The organism is Pseudomonas bananamidigenes, assembly GCF_001679645.1.
GTDB classification, from domain to species: Bacteria; Pseudomonadota; Gammaproteobacteria; order Pseudomonadales; family Pseudomonadaceae; genus Aquipseudomonas; species Aquipseudomonas bananamidigenes.
Window position 1 is genome coordinate 54184 of sequence record NZ_LRUN01000006.1, and the last position, 15393, is coordinate 69576.

Genomic DNA, 15393 nt, shown 5'->3' on the forward strand with positions numbered 1-15393 from the left:
ATTCAAAAGCCGCTGGGATAGACTGGCGGCCACGTTTTCCGGCACTTGCAGGTTCTCCATGACTCCATCGTTGCTTATGGCCGTGCTGGCCTCGGGTTTCATCTACGGCATCACGCCGGGGCCGGGTGTGCTGGCGGTGTTCGGCATCGGCGCTGCGCGCGGTCGTCGGGCCGGGGCGGGGTTTCTGTGCGGACATCTGCTGGGCGATGTGATCTGGTGCAGCACCGCACTGATCGCGATTGTCGGTGCCCGGGAAATCGGCAGTACTGCGTTCGATGTGCTCGGTGTGCTCAGCGGTCTGTACCTGTTCTGGCTCGGCTGGCGCGCCGTGCGGGCCAGACGCAGCAACGGCGATCAACCCCGGGGCGCGGCACGCCAGCCGTTCTGGCATGGCATCCTGTTCGGCCTGACCAACCCCAAGGCCTATCCGGTGGCGGTGGCGACGTTCACCGCGTTGCTGTCGAGCCGTGCCGAACTGCTCAACTGGTCGATGTTGCCGATGCTGATTGCCTTGAGTTTCCTCGGCGGATTGCTCGCCTACGCTATTCTCATTGGCGTTGTCGGCGCCCGTCAGGTGCGTACGCTGTATCAACGCCATGAACTGGCCATTACCCGGCTGTGCGGGATAATGTTCATCGGTTTCGCCATCAACGCGCTGGTGCATGCGCTGCCGGGGCTGATGCCGAACAAGGCTTGAAAGTAATCGCCGGGATGCGAGGTCGAGGTCAGGGACGGTTGATCAGTGCTGCATTGCCGGACACCCACGCTGAACCATGGAAAGCCGAAATTCTGCGCCATTGGCGAGTTACATCGATCTGTTGCTGGACGCCGTCTGCGCGGTCGACAAACAAGGTCGTTTCGTTTTTGTCAGCGCGGCCTGCGAGCGGATTCTCGGCTACACCCCTGACGAACTGATCGGTCAGTCGATGATCGACTACGTCTATCCCGGCGACCGGGAACGCACCCTGGCCGCCGCCAGAGACATCATGGGCGGCGAGCCCAAGCACAATTTCGAAAACCGCTACGTGCGCAAGGACGGCAGCATCGTGCACATCCTCTGGTCGGCACGCTGGTCGGAAGTCGATCAACTGCGCATTGCCGTGGCGCGGGACATCACCGAGCGCAAACTCGCCGAATCCCGTCAGGCGGCGTTGTATGCGATCTCCGAAGCGGCCCATGCGGCGGAAGATCTGCTGGCATTGTTCAAACGCATCCACACGATCATCGGTGAGTGGCTGCCGGCGCTGAATTTTTCCGTGGCGCTGTACGACGAGCACTGTGCAAAGCTGGATTTTCCCTATCACGTCGACGATGACGAGGCGCAACCGGAGCAACCGGGCACGGTGACCGGGCGCCTGTGCGCCGAGGTGATCCGCAGCGGCCAGCCGATCCTGCTGACCCCGGATTGCCCGCAGGCGCCGCCGGGTTTCGAAGCGCTGGTGGCCGGGCAGCAATCACCGTGCTGGCTCGGCGTACCGCTGAATTCGAAGAACGGCACCATCGGCGCCCTGATCGTCAAAAGCCTGCCCGGCGGCGAGCGCTACACCGAGCGCGACAAGGAACTGCTGCAATACGTCTGCGCCCAGGTCGCCACGGCCATCGAGCGCCAGCAATTGCACGCCCGTCTGCGACGCATGGCGCAATATGATCAGTTGACCCAACTGCCCAACCGCGGACTGTTGCGCGAGCGACTCAAGGCTGCGCTGGCCGCTGCCCGGGAAGGCTCGGGGCACATGGCCCTGCTGTATGTCGATCTGGATCGCTTCAAGCAGGTCAACGACACCTTTGGCCACGGCGTCGGCGACATGTTGCTGCAGACCGTGGCCAACCGCCTCAAGGGCTGCGTACGCGAGACCGACACCGTGGCACGGATCGGTGGTGACGAGTTCGTGGTACTGCTGCACAGCGTCCATGCCCCTGACGATGCCGACAGCGTGGCGCAAAAGATCCGACAGGTGCTGGTGCAACCCATGCGCCTGGACGGGCACAACCTGAACATCGAACCGAGCATCGGGGTTGCGCGCTTTCCCGAACATGGCCTTCACGAGCAGCAGCTGTTTCGCCACGCTGACCAAGCCATGTATGCCGCCAAAAGACAGAATCATCAGGCCCGGGATATCTGACGGCCTGGCCGTTCGTCGCGGCAACGGCAACTTTTATAAACCTTTGAGGGCCGTGTTTTTCTCAACTTAGGCGGGCAACAGCTCGCTTACGATCAATACCAAGAGGTAGAGAATCATGCCTAACTCAAGAAACTCGAACTCGGGAAACTTCGCCAACGATCGAACAAAGGCCTCTGAAGCCGGTCGCAAAGGTGGGAAAACCACCACCACGACTGTCGACAAAGAGCCTAAAACCGAAATGGGCCGCAAGCCCGCTCAGAAATCGAAGTAGTCGGCGAAGGTTGTTTTGATTGAGAGGCGGGGGCGCAAGCTCCCGCTTGAATTTGCCGAGAAGGAGGGCGCGACCATGAGCCGGATGGCCACCCGAGTACGCCGCATCAGTTTTGTCAGCCTGCTGGGCCTGTGTGCCGGCAGCGCATTTGCCCAGTCGCCCGCCGACTTCATCAACGAAGCCTCGGCCAAAGGCATGGCCGACATCGAAGCCAGCCGTCAGGCGCACGGCAAGGCCGAATCCAAAGAGGTCAAGGATTACACCATCGTGGTCATCAACGACCGCACCACGGCCAACCAGCATCTGGCGAAAATCGCCAAAAAACTCGATTTGCCGGTGGCCCCCCGCGAAGAACTCGCCGACAAGGCCAAGACGTTGATTCCGCAGGTGAAGGACGGCGCGTCTTTCGATCAGGCTTACGCCGCCAGCCAGGTCAAAGCCACCGAAGAAGCCATTGACCAGATCCAGCAGGAAGCCCGGACTACCGACGTGCCGGAAATCAAGGCCTTCGCCGACGAGACCCTGCCGAAGCTGCAAAGCCATCTGGAAATGGCCCGAGCGCTGCAAGCCAGTCGCTGAAACCGGGTAAAACAAAAAACGGCGCTCGATGCGCCGTTTTTTCTGCTCAGCAATCATTCAAGTCCTGCTTCGGTTTGCTCTTTTCCCCCAACCCGTCCAGGTTGAAAACTTCGCCTTCGCCCAATGTCCGGTAGTGCTTGCGCAAGGCTTCCAGTTGCTTGAGATCCAGCGCTTCCAGCCCGAGCATTGCGTTCTGTGCCTCTTTGGTCACCAGCAACAGTTCGTCGAGCTTCAAATGCAGAATGTCGGTGTCGCGGTTCTGGGTGTTCTGGATCAGGAACACCATCAGGAACGTGATGATCGTGGTCGAGGTGTTGATGATCAGTTGCCAGGTGTCGTTGAAATGAAAAATCGGCCCGCTCAGTCCCCACAGTCCAATCAGAATCAAAGCCCCCATGAACGTCTTGGGGCTGCCGGCCCAGAGTGCGAGCGTTTGCGAAATCTTTGCGAATTTCATGACCTTGTTCCTTATTGAGGGCCGCTTGAAATTCAGACATCTGAGGTGTGGTGAAAATTCTACTTACAAATCTCGGTGTTCACTGCCAGACCGGCGTTATCGGACGCAGGTAGGGGAAGGCAGGCCTGCAAGTTCGCTGTATCGTGACGGCAGTCGCTTTTCCATGTTTCGCCAACACGTCCAAGACAGGAGAACGCAATGACCTGGTCCGCCAGACAATACGTCGCTTTCGAAGATGAACGCACCCGCCCGGCCCGTGACCTGCTGGCGGCGATTCCTACACAGCGAGCACGCTCCGTGGTCGATATCGGTTGTGGCCCCGGCAACTCGACCGAGCTTCTGGTGGAGCGTTTTCCGGGGGCGAACGTGCAGGGGCTCGACAGCTCAAAGGACATGATCGAGGCCGCACGCAAGCGTCTGCCGCAGTTGCAGTTCAAGGTGGCGGACATTGATACGTGGGCCGATGAAGGGCCATTCGATGTGATCTTCGCCAACGCGGTGTTGCAGTGGGTGCCGGATCACGCGGCGTTGTTGCCGGCACTGGCGGGCAAGCTGGCGCAGGGCGGCACTCTGGCGATACAGATGCCGGACAACCTCAACGAACCATCCCATCGCTTGATGCGCGAAGTGGCTGCCAACGGGCCATGGGCCAGCAAACTGGTCGGCGCGGCAGGGCAGCGGACCGAGATGGCGGATGCCAGCGCTTATTTTTCGATGCTGCGTCCGCATTGTGCGCGGGTCGATGTGTGGCGCACCACCTATCACCATCAGTTGGCGGACGGGGCTTCAGGCGTTGTCGAGTGGTTCAAGGGCAGCGGTCTGATTCCGTTCCTCAGTCCGCTGACGGAAGCGGAGCGTGCGGATTATCTGGCGCACTATCTGGCGGAGGTTGCGAAGGCTTATCCGGCGCTGGCGGATGGTTCGGTGTTGTTGCCGTTTCCGCGGTTGTTCATCGTCGCCACACGCTAGATACCCCGTGGCGAGGGAGCTTGCTCCCGCTCGATTGCAAAGCGTGCGCCGAATTCCGGTCTGCTGTGCAGTCCAGCGGGAGCAAGCTCCCTCGCCACAGATGATCTGAAAATTCAGCGCTGTACGGCGACCAGCATCATTATCGGCCGCTCGCGTTCCTCGGCGAGCGCCGGTTGTGCGGCCACCTCGGCATCGCTCGGCCCCCATTCGTTGACGTGTTGAATCGTGAATCCGGCGCCAATCAATGCGTTGAGCAGTGTCCCGACCGTGCGATGTTGCTTGATCACACCGTCCGCCAGCCAGTTCGTCACCCGTTCGCCTTCCCTTTGATAACTGTCCAGCGGCCAGCGCTTGTTACCCTCGCTGTCGATCAGCCAGCCCGGATTGCGCGGCGCCATGAAGATCGGATGCTCGATGGAAAACACGAAGTGCGCACCGGGTTTCAGCGCCGCATGCAGCTTGGCAAACAGCCCCGAGAGATCTTTGATGTAGTGCAGCGCCAGCGAGCTGTAGGCCAGATCGAAAGTGCACGCAGGCAAGTCGAGGTGTTCCAGGTCGGCACGTTCGTAGCGGATGTTCGCGGCTGAAGTCGTTTCCTTCGCCCGTTGGAGCATTTTCTCCGAGACATCCAGCCCCAGTACGTCGGCTGCACCTTGTTCGCTGGCCCAGCGGCAGAACCAGCCATAGCCGCAGCCCAGATCCACTACCTGCAAACCGTGCAGGATGGGCAGCAAGGCTTTCAGCGCCGGCCATTCCGACGCGGCATCGAGGCCGCCGAGGGAGCGGTTCAACTGGCTGTAGCCCTCGAAAAATTCTGGGTCGTCGTAAATGTTCTGGGTCATGGTCGGGTGCTCGTCTGAATTTGATTCGGGTGGCTCAACGGCCACGATTTGAAGTCCCTCGAAACGTGATGGCGCGTATTCGTCGATGGCCGCGCAGGGGGAGGGTGGTGGGTGATGGGGAAATGCTAGCGGGTCGGGGCGAACGTGAGAACTGACGGAGTGTTGGGGATCTGTAAATGTGGTTTTTCGATTCGGGATGTTTAAAGAGTGGGTCCTGTTTGCTGATCCTTCCCACACGGTTTTCAGGTTGTCCGTCGGAAGTGCGGGCTCTAGCCTGTGAAGGTCGCTGACGAATCGGCGATCGGGATTGGAACCCCGCGGCTTTCCAAAAAAGCAAAAGCAGCTTTCATGACGTATGCTTGCCCGCCTTCATGGTGTGCATTCTGTTATGGCGGCTGTGCGCGAGAGACTTCGAGTCTGTCGGGCTTTTGGCTTTTTTCGCCCGGGTTCCAACTCGTGTACAGCTGCCACCTCTTCGATTGGAACCGAGTAGGTCAGCTCCACCTATCGACTAGAAAGAAGCCATTATGAAGAAGCCGACACCGAATCCCCCAGAAGTCGAAACCGACCCAACGTCCCCCTACACCTCGATCGACTCCAGAAAACTCAACGACGCCGCCAACCGCGCCCTCGATCACTACCTCTGCCCCGGCGCCCATGTCATGGGTACGACCAATCAGCCTGAACCGATGTTCCTCGCCAACCCGGCCTACAACACCGAATCCCTGCTTGCCAACGCCAGCGAATCCCTGGGCTCGGCCAGCGAAATGCTCAGCAATTTCGCCGCCGTGCTCGATCCGTCCCATCGCAAGACGGCACTGGGGATCGCACAGGTCGTGATGCTGGGGGAATTGGCGGTGAATCAGGCGCTGGATCATGTTGAGGTGAAGGGCTGAATTGCAGCTGTTCTGGCAGGCATAAAAAAACCGGTCATTGCGACCGGTTTTTTGGTTTCCGTATCCCTGGATGATTTCTGTCAGGAAACGCCCGAAAGCAAACTTTCATAGGGAATGCGCAATCCATCGTGAAGGCGTTTGATCATCGACAGGCTCAATTTTCGTTTGCGGTTCAGTACTTCTGACACGCGTCCGCTGGTGCCGATGAAAGGCTCCAGGTCACGAGGAGTCAGGCCTTGCTGTTCCATGCGAAATTTAATTGCCTCAATCGGATCAGACGGCGGTATTGGGTAATGTTCTTCTTCGTACTTCTCGATGAGTAGCACGAGGATTTCCAGTTCATCACCTTCAGCCGAGCCGATCTCGGCTCCCCAGAGCTGTTCTACTCGTGTCAACGCCGCAGCCAGATCTTCCTGGCTACGAATTGGCTTGATGTTCATTACACGGTCTCCGCGTTGATCTGGTCATACTGGGCATGGGTGCCGACGAACCGGATGAAGCCAAGCTGCCGCTGGTAATCAATTGCCAGAATCACTCGATATTTGTTTCCACCGATATTGAAGACAACCCTTGCACCCTTGAGGATGCTGGCTGTTCTGAGCTCGGCCTTGATCTCTTGTGGCGTGCGGTAGAGTGCCTTTTCCATTTGGCGATACCATTCAACCAGCGGGGTTTGGGAATCAAGATGAGCCGGATTGCTCTCCCAAAATTCCCGCAAGGTTGCTCTGGCAATTATCCGCATCCATGCCTCCTCCCGTTTTGGGAGATGGTAGTCTTCGCCTAACAGAGATGCAATCTCTGATATCCATTGAGCAAAGCGGGTGAGTCGCTTTGTCGTAAGCGTAGGGGTCCACGTTGAAGCATGTGATCTGAATTATTTATCAAGGAATGACGGCCTGAGGTTTCATCAAAAACGGACATAAAAAACCGGTCAGCAGGACCGGTTTCTCAATTTAGCTTCAACCTTGCTGCAACACCTTGAGCGCCGCTGAGGCCAGGAATCCGGAGCGACTTTTCTCTTCCGGGTGGTGCAACACGTATTCATCGATACGGTTGAGCAGGTAGCCCGGCAATGTGATGTTGAGTTTCTGGGCTTTGCCCAGGTATTTGGTCACATCGATATCCACCACCGCCCACGTGCAGCCGGCGTATTTTGGATTGGCCGCATGCAGCGTGACCTTGTTGGCGGGCGGGATGGACGAGCCGTCCTCGGCCAGAATCTCGAAATGCCCTTCGATGGCTTCCCGGGCCATTGCCATTGCATCGTCCAGATCATCACCAGCGGAGAAGCAGCCCGGAATATCCGGCACCTCCACTCCCCAGGCATGTTCTCCATCACCCACTGAAATCGCGATCGGGTAAAGCATGTGACTTCCTCCACGGCGCCATTGAGCGAACGAGTCAAAGCAGCGCCTGTTGCAAAATACTGATGGCCGTTTTCTTGAGCAGATCCTTCTTCGGGTGAGGCACTGTGACCAAACCAGGTTTGGTCGGATGCTTGAAGTGATGATGACTGCCCCTGATCCGCACCAGATACCAACCGTCTGCGGCGAGCTGGCCAATTAGAAAACGGCTGTTCACAACACCTCCTTGTGGTGTGCTTGGTGGTTACTATACCCACGATTTTTTATTGATCAACACTATAACCACCGAGCGGTCATCGTCCTTTGATGGGGCTGGTGGTCACGAAGGAGTTTAGGTGGGGATACTTCAGCGGGATGGGGAGTGTATTGCAGGCCGTTTCCATGAAATCCAAGGGGCTGAGCTCCTATTTCCTGCAAATTAGAGGCATAAAAACTCGGCCATCAAGACCGTTTTTTTTCATACCGCACTCCTCACCTATCGTCCAAAAGCGTGTACGCCGGAGCACGTAAAGCACGTCAACGGCAGAATGAAAAAGCCCGGCACTTGGCCGGGCAATTTTGGAATCCACTAACGTAATCAGGCTTGCTTTTCACGTGCAGCCAGCATCACTTCATTCTGTTTTTTGGTGGCTTCGGTCAGCACTTCACTGTAAACGCGCTTTTTTTCTTCCGATTTCGCATTACGAATGAAGTCTGCGAATGGACTCGTGGACTCCTTTGGGGATCCGAGTTTCATGGAAAACATGGGGTTACTCCGTTATTTATCCCGAGCATGACCATCAGGTCGTGTTTCGTATGCTTCTCCGGGATATGGTAGTCGATCTTGTCAACACCAGCCTTGTAGAGACGACCAGAATTATCAATGTGCTTCACAAGCAGATCGACATGAAGATCCTTGCCAAACTCTAGCTTAAGCGTGTTAACCACGTCACGTGCTGCAAAATATTGGTCGACGAAATGCTCCGGTCGAATCCTCCGTCCTTCGGCTTCCTCACGAGCCGTGACAAATGACCAAGCAAGCCTGGGGTCTTGATAGACATAGAGAATTTGAACGAATCTCCCCTTGTCCAGGCAACGCCGCACATTGTTCCTCGCGATCTCTATATTCGAAAGCGTCCCATCAAGCAGGAAAGATTGTTTTCGATCCAGGGCAAGATCAATCAGCTTCCCTACCAGAATTGAAACGGCGCCTTGGAAAAGCCAGGCATTGCCCCCTTGGTAGGCTTCAAATTCGTTTCTGAGTTCGTCTGGATCAATTCGCAGGATCGGCGTATCAGAGAAAAGGTTCAGCAGGGCTAATGATGCCTCTGTCTTGCCGGCGCCGGGCGATCCAGCCATAAAGACTGAAACAGGCTCTTTTTCGGGCGGATACCGGGTCTGATCCGTGAGTCGCTTGCCAATAGTCTTCTTGTTTGATCGCATCGTCCCAGATGGCCTGTTCCTCATCCGTCATTCCAAGCCTTTTGTCTTCCTGCACTGGATATGAACCCTCTTCGGTTGAAAGGTCATTTACCGTTTGCGCTCTGGATTTACCGCAGTGTGGTGGCTTCCAATCGGTCAAAGCCTTGATGGGAAAACCGTGCGCATGGATCATTCCTTTGAGCAAACTGTATTTTTGTCGCGGGAGAGAATGAAGAGTAGAGAGGGATACGGTATCTGCAATCAACGGTGTGTTTCGGAATTGTTCTTTGCCGAATGAGCAGCAGACCTCAAACCCCAGACACAAAAAAACCGGCTATCAAGGCCGGTTTTTTCTGTTTGCGCATCCCCCGCCAAACCACGACGCAGGACATGAATTCGATTGGAGCGGGTGAAGGGAATCGAACCCTCGTTATCAGCTTGGGAAGCTGGAGTAATGCCATTATACGACACCCGCTCTGAGCGGCTGACTTTGTACCAGACTCGGCCACGGATTTGAAGTTTTCTTTGCGTGTGGCGAGCGCAAAAGCCTGAATCAGGGCCGGATCGGTCGATCGCGGGCAAGCGCTGCGGGCTGGAGGACGGCTTTATCTCAGACCCGCAGGCTCGCTCGCGACGACGCTGTTTCAAACGGCCAATGCATGGTGATCCTGGACAAACGGGTGACGCGTTCGGCTCATGGGCTGCTGCGCAGGTTTCAGGAAACCGAGCAGGGCGTTCCGGCTGTCCCGGCAAGCGGATTTGTGTTCCATGTCGAGGAAGTGCCCGGTGGCCTGCAGTGTGGTGAAGGTGCTTTGCGCCACGTGGTTGCCGAACAACCGGGCGTCTTCGGCGGCGGTGTACTCGTCCCATTCGCCGTTCATGAACAGCACTGGCACGTTGATCTTTTTCGCCGCATTCAGATAGCACTGGCGATCACTGTTCAGCACGTTGCTGATGTGAAAGTGCATCTGCCCGTATTCGTGCTCGGCGAGGCTGCTGACGTGACGATAGTTGAAACGCTTGAACAGGGATGGCAGATGCTTGCCGATCGTGTTGTTCACCAGATGGCCGACGCGGTTGCGATCCAGGTTGCTCAAATAATTCACGCCCCGTTCGAGGTAGTCGCGCATCGGTTCGTTGATCACTGGCGAGAAGGAGCTGATCACGGCCTTTTCGATACGCCGTGGCTGGTGCGCAAGGGCGACCATGGTCGCGGCGCCGCCCCAGGAAAACGACAGCACATGCTCGGCGGCGAAGTGATCGATCAGTTCCAGGAGAATCTGGGCTTCGATTTCCTTCGTCAGCATTTTCTCGTGACGGTTGTGGACTTTCGACTTGCCCGCGTAGGGCTGGTCGTAGCAGACCACGTTGAATTGCGGGTGCAGATTTTTCACGGTCTGTGCAAACGACGCAGTCGTGGCCATCGAGCCGTTGACCAGAATAATGGTCTTTTCCGCGGCGTCTGCGCGATAGAACTCCGTGTAAACCCGATACTGACCCTGTATATCCAGCACAGCGATTTCTGGCCTCATGTCATAAGACTCCTGGCAAGCGGGTATGCGCGCAAATAGAGATTGCACGAGCTTTGTGACAGGTAGGCATACGCCTGGAATTTGGAGCCCATGTCGATCCGGAACGGCAGGTCGACGGGTATTGTTATTGGCGGGCAATCTGCCGGCTGAGGCGAGGCCCTGGGGGCTCTCTACCGGCAAAAGGTTTCTTGGATGTTGTGTGTGACTCATTGGTCACAATTTGGCCGACGTCCTGATTCAAGCAGGGGGATCCGGATCGCGCAAGTGCCGTTGGCAAATTGTTCGACAACTTCTGCTGAGCGGTCGGCGGCTTAGAACAAATGGATCTCTTCGGTGCGCAGGGCGCGGTATTCGCCCGGTTTTAGCGCGTTATCCAGGTGCAACAGACCCATGGATTCGCGGTGCAAGCGCAGCACTTTGTTGTTGAAGTGACCGAACATGCGCTTCACCTGGTGGTAGCGACCCTCGACGATGCTCAGTCGCGCCGTCCGCGGGCCGAGCAATTCCAGCTGCGCCGGTTGGGTGGTCAGGTCTTCGAAGGCGAAGTAGATCCCTTCGGCGAACTTGATCGCATATTCCGGGCCGATGTCCTGCTCGGTCTCGACGTAATAGACCTTCGGCAGTTTGGTCTGAGGCTGGGTCAGGCGCCGCGACCAGCTGCCATCGTTGGTGATCAGCATCAGGCCGGTGGTGTTGAAATCCAGGCGCCCGGCAATGTGCAGGTCGTCCTTGTCCGGCTCGTGGATCAGGTCGAGCACGGTCGGATGCTCGGGATCGCGTGTGGCGCTGACGCAACCCTGCGGCTTGTGCAGCATGAAGTAGCGCGCCGGTTTCCCCGTTTGCAGCACTTCGTCGTCGACTTCGACACGGCTGAAGTCCAGGACCTCGCTGTGGGGATCGCTGACGATTTTTCCGTCGATACGCACGCGCTTTTCCACCAGCAACAGGCGAACCTGCTTGCGGTTGTAGCGGGGCAGGTTACTGAGGAAGCGGTCGACGCGCATGATCAGGAATTGGCAGGGGGCGGGGCGCGCATCTTACGGGATCGATGGCTTTGCCGCTTGCAGTTGCGCCTCGACCCGGGCGCAACGCGGGCACAGACAGGATTGATTGCGCAGTTCCGGCGGCAGGGCTTCGAGGACCGCCGGGTCAATGGAAACGCCGTAGCACCAGCAGGCACGGTCGGCGGTACGCGGATCAGCCAGGGTGCAGTCGTTGCGGGCGCCGCAGGCCGGGCAGAGGTCAGGTTTGTTCATGGTCGTCAGGCATAGGCAGAGTGAGGCATTTCCATGCAGGTGCGGTTGCGGCCGGTCTGTTTGGCCCGGTACATCGCATGATCGGCCCGGGACAGCAGGCTGTGCAAGGTGTCATCCGGTTGCAGGGTGGTGGCGCCGATGCTGACTGTCAGATTCAGGGTGTGATCGTTGTAGGCGTATTCATGCTGTTCGACGTGTCGGCGGATCTTCTCGGCAATCCTCTGACCGGTCTCGCCGTCAGTGTCCTTCAGCAGAACGATAAATTCCTCACCGCCCCAACGGCAGACGATATCGGAATGTCGCAGACAGCTTTGCAGGTCCCGGGCAAAGCCGATCAATACCTGATCGCCGGCCATGTGGCCGCAGGTGTCGTTCAACTCTTTGAAGTGGTCCAGATCCAGCAGCAGTGCCGTGAGTGGTTTCGGCTCGCGATGCGCTTCCTGCAGGGCCTGTGCGGCGAGCAGGTCGAAGCCGCGGCGGTTGGGCAGTTCTGTGAGGCTGTCGAGGGTGGCCTGGGCGTGGATCTTGTCCTGATAGCGTTTGATCAAGCGATTGACCAGCCACAGCACGATCAAGGTCACCAGCAGACAGATCAGCAGATTGAGGTACAGCGACTGACGGATTTCACTCAGCGCGCCGTCTTCACGTTTGTCGACGAACAGATACCAGTTCAGCTCTGGAATGAACCGCACATTGAGGAAATGTCCCTGACCGTGGGCGGAATATTCGTAGCTGCCGCTGTGGGGTTTGGGCAACTGGCTGACCAGGCCTTTCATGCTGTCGAGATCCGTCAGGCTTTTGCCGGCCCGCGCACCTTCCGGCCCGCCCTCGGCGCCGGTCAGCACCAGTCGGCCAAAGGTGTCGACGAAGTAAACGCTGCGTTGATAACGCTGTTGATACTTGTCGATCAGCTTGATGACCGCGTCCACCGTCAGCCCCACACCGGCGGCACCGATGAAGCGATCGTTGTAATCGAACACCTTGTAGTTGATGAAGAAGGTCATGTTGTCTTTGTTGGCCAGGTCCGGGTCGACATTGATCTCGTACGGATCTTTCATGTCGCGCACGCGGAAGTACCAGGCGTCGCGTGGCTCGTCGATCTTCACCTGCTTGAGCACACCCTTGGCGTGGTAGTAGGTGTGACTGCTGTTGGAGACGAAGAATGCGGTGTAGGCGCCGTAGTGGGTCATGACCTCGTCGAGATAACGGGTCATCTGGTCGCTGTCTTTTTCGCCGTTCACCACCCAGTCGCGCATGAAAGTGTCGCGGGACATCATCGAGGAAATCAGGATCGGTCTGACGAGGTCCTTCTGGATTTCCGAGTAAACGGTGTCGGAGGTCAGCGGCAGTTCGGTGTTGACGATGCTGTCGCGGATCGAGGCCCGAGAGGCGTAATAGCTGAGCAGCGAGGTGGTGAAGAAACCTGCGCCGAGGAGGGCGACCAGCGTCAGCACCAGCGAACGTTGGGAGTAAAACACAGATCTGAGCGGCATTGGCAATTCCGTTGACGGTGGCCCGATGGCAGCATTCTAGTGGCAGTGACGGGGAAAAGGTTGCGGCATATCGGCCTGAAATGAGCAGCCTGTTGCACCGCTGATCCGACGGACGATGGAAGCTGGCACTTGGCAGGGGGCAGCCAGTCAAATCTGTTGTCAGCCGGTCTTTTCCGACTGCTGTCACAGGTCTTCCAGGAGGCCGTCATGAGTACTGCAAAATTGCTGCGTCGGGTGCTGCTGGGTGCAGTGCTCGGTCTGGGACTGTCCGGTTGTTATTACTACGCCGGCAGCTACGATGCCTACCCCGCAACCTATTATTACCCCGGCTATTACTCCCCCTATTACTACGGTGGCTATTACGGCCCGCGCTATTACGGTGGCGGGCGCTATTACTACTATGGAGGCCATGGTTATCGCGGAGGGTACGGACGGGGATATCACGGCGGCGGATATCACGGTGACCACCATTAATCAGCGGCTGAATGAATCGATGTTTTCGTGAACAAGGTTTCATCAATCACATGTTTCAACTTGTTACAGAAACGCACCAGATTCGGAAAACGCTGTCAGATATTTCGTCAGTCGCCGAATGAAAGACTGACGCCTGCCAGCGTCGCTGGTGTGGCTACCCGCGGTCCAGGAGGCCGCCATGTATCGCCGAATTCTTCTGCTTGCCGTGATGCTTTTTTCGATTGGCGGTTGTGTCCCTTACTCCTACGGAGATGGCTACTACACCTCAGAGGTCTATACCTCCCAATCTCCGTCGTACTACAACAGCGGTGGCACCTATTACAGCGGTGGCAGCACCTACTATTCAGCCCCGCGTTACTACCAGCCAGCACCACGCTATTACCAACCGGCGCCACGTTATTACTCGGCGCCCCGGTACTACCAACCGGCCCCGCGCTACTACGAGAGCCGCCGCTGGCACGGCGATGATCGTGGACGCTGGGATGGCCACCGTCGTGGTGGCTGGGACGATCACCGCGGTCGTGGCGATCACTGGCGCGGTAACCGCTGGTAACCGCCGACCGCAAAAAAGCGGCGCATTGAGCGCCGCTTTTTTATGCCCGGATTTCAGTAACCGGAAAGATCCGCCAACGGATGCCGTCCCTCCCAGACCTTGTGAAAGTGCGCCTCGACCACCGCTTCCGGCACCCGGGTAATGTCCGGCCAATGCCAGTGCGGTTTGTGATCCTTGTCGATCAGCCGCGCGCGAACCCCTTCGCTGAATTCCGGATGCCGGCAACAATTGAGGCTCAGGGTGTATTCCATCTGAAAGACTTCAGCCAACGACAAGTGGCGGGCGCGCACGATCTGTTCCCAGACAAGATGCGCGGTCAGTGGCGAACCTTCACTCATGGTTTTCGCCGCCCGGGCAATCAGCAGGTCGTTGCTGTCCCGTTGCAGGCTGAGGGCTTTCCAGGCACAGCTCACATCGCTGACATCCAGCAGATCATCGATTGCCTGACGACGCGGCAGCCATTGCGCTTCCGGCATTTGCGCCACGGCCTCCTGCTGCAACGCCTTGAGCAGACTGTTGAGCTGCATGGCGGTCTGTTCCTGCCAGTTCAGTTGCAGCAGGCGGTCGATCAGTTCCTGCTGCTGTTCGTCGAGCAGGAAACGGTCGGCGAGGTCCAGATCGAGTGCATCGCGGCCATTCATCTGCGCGCCGGTCAGGCCGAGGAACAAACCGAGCTTGCCCGGCAGACGTGACAGAAACCAACTGGCACCGACATCCGGGTACAAACCGATGCTGATTTCCGGCATCGCCAGTCGACTGCTCGGTGTGACGATGCGAATGCTCGCACCTTGCAACAGACCCATACCGCCACCGAGCACATAACCATGGCCCCAGCAGATCAACGGTTTAGGGTAGGTGTGCAGGCTGTAGTCCAGGCGGTATTCGGCGTTGAAAAACTGCGCAGCCAGCGGCGGTACTTCGCCGGGATGCATACGACAGGCTTGCACCAGACTGCGCACTTCGCCACCGGCGCAGAAGGCCTTGGCACCGTTGCCACGCAAGAGCACGCAGACAATTTGCGCATCTTTGGCCCAGGCGCTCAGTTTGTCGTTCAGGGCGTGGATCATTGGCAGGGACAGCGCATTGAGCGACTTTTCGGCATCGAGAGTGGCCACGCCGATGCGCGCGCCGTCGGTGCCGGTCAGTTCTTCGAAGTGCAGATTCATCGTGACCTCGATCGGGA

21 protein-coding genes and 1 tRNA gene are annotated in these 15393 nt (G+C 57.8%); 8 read left to right on the forward strand and 14 right to left on the reverse strand.

The window, feature by feature from the left end; all coding sequences use genetic code 11:
• Positions 1-58 precede the first annotated feature (58 nt).
• The 4 genes from BBF94_RS03200 (at position 59) to BBF94_RS03210 (ending at position 2973) form a co-directional block, all read left to right on the forward strand.
• Positions 59-697, forward strand: coding sequence for a LysE family translocator (locus BBF94_RS03200; RefSeq protein ID WP_065257609.1), 639 nt, complete (start codon positions 59-61; stop codon positions 695-697).
• Positions 698-773: 76 nt separating this feature from the next.
• Positions 774-2123 carry a sensor domain-containing protein gene (locus BBF94_RS03205; RefSeq protein ID WP_065257610.1) on the forward strand — a complete coding sequence of 450 codons (1350 nt, stop codon included), beginning with the start codon at positions 774-776 and terminating at the stop codon, positions 2121-2123.
• A 115-nt stretch (positions 2124-2238) separates the two neighbouring features.
• Complete coding sequence (locus tag BBF94_RS26965; protein ID WP_082302357.1) at positions 2239-2394, forward strand: KGG domain-containing protein; 156 nt, start codon at positions 2239-2241, stop codon at positions 2392-2394.
• Positions 2395-2469: 75 nt separating this feature from the next.
• The gene (locus BBF94_RS03210; protein WP_065257611.1) at positions 2470-2973 is read left to right on the forward strand and encodes a DUF4142 domain-containing protein; all 504 of its coding nucleotides are present in this window, start codon (positions 2470-2472) and stop codon (positions 2971-2973) included.
• Positions 2974-3019: 46 nt separating this feature from the next.
• Here the strand turns inward: BBF94_RS03210 and BBF94_RS03215 are convergent, their stop codons facing one another.
• On the reverse strand, positions 3020-3430 hold the full coding sequence (locus tag BBF94_RS03215; protein ID WP_065257612.1) for a low affinity iron permease family protein: 411 nt from the start codon (positions 3428-3430) through the stop codon (positions 3020-3022).
• A gap of 198 nt (positions 3431-3628) precedes the next feature.
• Between BBF94_RS03215 and tam the strand changes: the two genes are divergently transcribed.
• On the forward strand, positions 3629-4399 hold the full coding sequence (tam, locus tag BBF94_RS03220) for a trans-aconitate 2-methyltransferase (protein WP_065257613.1): 771 nt from the start codon (positions 3629-3631) through the stop codon (positions 4397-4399).
• 113 nt (positions 4400-4512) lie between these two features.
• Here the strand turns inward: tam and BBF94_RS03225 are convergent, their stop codons facing one another.
• On the reverse strand, positions 4513-5241 hold the full coding sequence (locus tag BBF94_RS03225; RefSeq protein WP_065257614.1) for a class I SAM-dependent methyltransferase: 729 nt from the start codon (positions 5239-5241) through the stop codon (positions 4513-4515).
• 527 nt (positions 5242-5768) lie between these two features.
• On the opposite strand from BBF94_RS03225, the gene BBF94_RS03230 reads away from it, so the two are divergent.
• The gene (locus BBF94_RS03230) at positions 5769-6137 is read left to right on the forward strand and encodes a DUF6124 family protein (protein ID WP_065257615.1); all 369 of its coding nucleotides are present in this window, start codon (positions 5769-5771) and stop codon (positions 6135-6137) included.
• An 80-nt stretch (positions 6138-6217) separates the two neighbouring features.
• Here BBF94_RS03230 and BBF94_RS03235 read toward each other — a convergent pair whose 3' ends face one another.
• The 11 genes from BBF94_RS03235 to BBF94_RS03280 form a co-directional block, all read right to left on the reverse strand.
• Complete coding sequence (locus tag BBF94_RS03235) at positions 6218-6577, reverse strand: helix-turn-helix domain-containing protein (protein ID WP_065257616.1); 360 nt, start codon at positions 6575-6577, stop codon at positions 6218-6220.
• Positions 6577-6879 carry a type II toxin-antitoxin system HigB family toxin gene (locus tag BBF94_RS03240; RefSeq protein ID WP_065257617.1) on the reverse strand — a complete coding sequence of 101 codons (303 nt, stop codon included), beginning with the start codon at positions 6877-6879 and terminating at the stop codon, positions 6577-6579. Before BBF94_RS03240 ends, BBF94_RS03235 begins: the two co-directional genes overlap by 1 nt.
• Before the next feature lie 217 nt (positions 6880-7096).
• Positions 7097-7504 carry a type II toxin-antitoxin system HicB family antitoxin gene (locus BBF94_RS03245; RefSeq protein ID WP_065257618.1) on the reverse strand — a complete coding sequence of 136 codons (408 nt, stop codon included), beginning with the start codon at positions 7502-7504 and terminating at the stop codon, positions 7097-7099.
• Between the two features lie 34 nt (positions 7505-7538).
• Positions 7539-7718 (reverse strand): type II toxin-antitoxin system HicA family toxin, encoded by a 180-nt coding sequence (locus tag BBF94_RS03250; RefSeq protein ID WP_065257619.1) that lies wholly within the window; start codon positions 7716-7718, stop codon positions 7539-7541.
• A gap of 360 nt (positions 7719-8078) precedes the next feature.
• Positions 8079-8246 (reverse strand): hypothetical protein, encoded by a 168-nt coding sequence (locus BBF94_RS27875; RefSeq protein ID WP_167443763.1) that lies wholly within the window; start codon positions 8244-8246, stop codon positions 8079-8081.
• Positions 8234-8923 (reverse strand): zeta toxin family protein, encoded by a 690-nt coding sequence (locus tag BBF94_RS03255; RefSeq protein ID WP_318656010.1) that lies wholly within the window; start codon positions 8921-8923, stop codon positions 8234-8236. The genes BBF94_RS27875 and BBF94_RS03255 overlap by 13 nt, the downstream gene beginning before the upstream one ends.
• 380 nt (positions 8924-9303) lie before the next feature.
• Positions 9304-9377: transfer RNA gene (locus BBF94_RS03260), tRNA-Gly, on the reverse strand.
• A 169-nt stretch (positions 9378-9546) separates the two neighbouring features.
• The gene (locus BBF94_RS03265) at positions 9547-10434 is read right to left on the reverse strand and encodes an alpha/beta fold hydrolase (RefSeq protein ID WP_065257621.1); all 888 of its coding nucleotides are present in this window, start codon (positions 10432-10434) and stop codon (positions 9547-9549) included.
• Between the two features lie 311 nt (positions 10435-10745).
• Entirely contained in the window at positions 10746-11438 is a 693-nt protein-coding gene (locus BBF94_RS03270) for a pseudouridine synthase (RefSeq protein ID WP_065257622.1), read from the reverse strand.
• 33 nt (positions 11439-11471) lie between these two features.
• A complete protein-coding gene (locus tag BBF94_RS03275; protein ID WP_065257623.1) occupies positions 11472-11690 on the reverse strand; it encodes a cysteine-rich CWC family protein in 219 nt (72 codons plus the stop codon).
• 5 nt (positions 11691-11695) lie between these two features.
• Positions 11696-13183, reverse strand: coding sequence for a sensor domain-containing diguanylate cyclase (locus BBF94_RS03280; RefSeq protein ID WP_065257624.1), 1488 nt, complete (start codon positions 13181-13183; stop codon positions 11696-11698).
• Positions 13184-13390: 207 nt separating this feature from the next.
• On the opposite strand from BBF94_RS03280, the gene BBF94_RS03285 reads away from it, so the two are divergent.
• Positions 13391-13657 carry a hypothetical protein gene (locus BBF94_RS03285; RefSeq protein WP_065257625.1) on the forward strand — a complete coding sequence of 89 codons (267 nt, stop codon included), beginning with the start codon at positions 13391-13393 and terminating at the stop codon, positions 13655-13657.
• Between the two features lie 178 nt (positions 13658-13835).
• The gene (locus tag BBF94_RS03290) at positions 13836-14210 is read left to right on the forward strand and encodes a hypothetical protein (protein WP_065257626.1); all 375 of its coding nucleotides are present in this window, start codon (positions 13836-13838) and stop codon (positions 14208-14210) included.
• Positions 14211-14263: 53 nt separating this feature from the next.
• Here BBF94_RS03290 and BBF94_RS03295 read toward each other — a convergent pair whose 3' ends face one another.
• The gene (locus BBF94_RS03295; protein WP_065257627.1) at positions 14264-15376 is read right to left on the reverse strand and encodes an enoyl-CoA hydratase/isomerase family protein; all 1113 of its coding nucleotides are present in this window, start codon (positions 15374-15376) and stop codon (positions 14264-14266) included.
• Between the last annotated feature and the right edge of the window lie 17 nt (positions 15377-15393).

Excerpts from the sequence above, each read along its gene's own strand:
- BBF94_RS03280 (WP_065257624.1), bottom strand. The coding sequence starts at position 13,183 with ATGCCGCTCAGATCTGTGTTTTACTCCCAACGTTCGCTGGTGCTGACG.
- BBF94_RS03275 (WP_065257623.1), bottom strand. The coding sequence starts at position 11,690 with ATGAACAAACCTGACCTCTGCCCGGCCTGCGGCGCCCGCAACGACTGC.
- BBF94_RS03255 (WP_318656010.1), bottom strand. The coding sequence starts at position 8,923 with ATGCGATCAAACAAGAAGACTATTGGCAAGCGACTCACGGATCAGACC.
- BBF94_RS03225 (WP_065257614.1), bottom strand. The coding sequence starts at position 5,241 with ATGACCCAGAACATTTACGACGACCCAGAATTTTTCGAGGGCTACAGC.
- BBF94_RS03240 (WP_065257617.1), bottom strand. The coding sequence starts at position 6,879 with ATGCGGATAATTGCCAGAGCAACCTTGCGGGAATTTTGGGAGAGCAAT.
- BBF94_RS26965 (WP_082302357.1), top strand. The coding sequence starts at position 2,239 with ATGCCTAACTCAAGAAACTCGAACTCGGGAAACTTCGCCAACGATCGA.
- BBF94_RS03285 (WP_065257625.1), top strand. The coding sequence starts at position 13,391 with ATGAGTACTGCAAAATTGCTGCGTCGGGTGCTGCTGGGTGCAGTGCTC.
- BBF94_RS27875 (WP_167443763.1), bottom strand. The coding sequence starts at position 8,246 with ATGTTTTCCATGAAACTCGGATCCCCAAAGGAGTCCACGAGTCCATTC.
- BBF94_RS03270 (WP_065257622.1), bottom strand. The coding sequence starts at position 11,438 with ATGCGCGTCGACCGCTTCCTCAGTAACCTGCCCCGCTACAACCGCAAG.
- BBF94_RS03235 (WP_065257616.1), bottom strand. The coding sequence starts at position 6,577 with ATGAACATCAAGCCAATTCGTAGCCAGGAAGATCTGGCTGCGGCGTTG.
- BBF94_RS03245 (WP_065257618.1), bottom strand. The coding sequence starts at position 7,504 with ATGCTTTACCCGATCGCGATTTCAGTGGGTGATGGAGAACATGCCTGG.
- BBF94_RS03210 (WP_065257611.1), top strand. The coding sequence starts at position 2,470 with ATGAGCCGGATGGCCACCCGAGTACGCCGCATCAGTTTTGTCAGCCTG.
- BBF94_RS03265 (WP_065257621.1), bottom strand. The coding sequence starts at position 10,434 with ATGAGGCCAGAAATCGCTGTGCTGGATATACAGGGTCAGTATCGGGTT.
- BBF94_RS03215 (WP_065257612.1), bottom strand. The coding sequence starts at position 3,430 with ATGAAATTCGCAAAGATTTCGCAAACGCTCGCACTCTGGGCCGGCAGC.
- BBF94_RS03205 (WP_065257610.1), top strand. The coding sequence starts at position 774 with ATGGAAAGCCGAAATTCTGCGCCATTGGCGAGTTACATCGATCTGTTG.
- BBF94_RS03200 (WP_065257609.1), top strand. The coding sequence starts at position 59 with ATGACTCCATCGTTGCTTATGGCCGTGCTGGCCTCGGGTTTCATCTAC.
- BBF94_RS03290 (WP_065257626.1), top strand. The coding sequence starts at position 13,836 with ATGTATCGCCGAATTCTTCTGCTTGCCGTGATGCTTTTTTCGATTGGC.
- BBF94_RS03230 (WP_065257615.1), top strand. The coding sequence starts at position 5,769 with ATGAAGAAGCCGACACCGAATCCCCCAGAAGTCGAAACCGACCCAACG.
- BBF94_RS03295 (WP_065257627.1), bottom strand. The coding sequence starts at position 15,376 with ATGAATCTGCACTTCGAAGAACTGACCGGCACCGACGGCGCGCGCATC.
- tam (WP_065257613.1), top strand. The coding sequence starts at position 3,629 with ATGACCTGGTCCGCCAGACAATACGTCGCTTTCGAAGATGAACGCACC.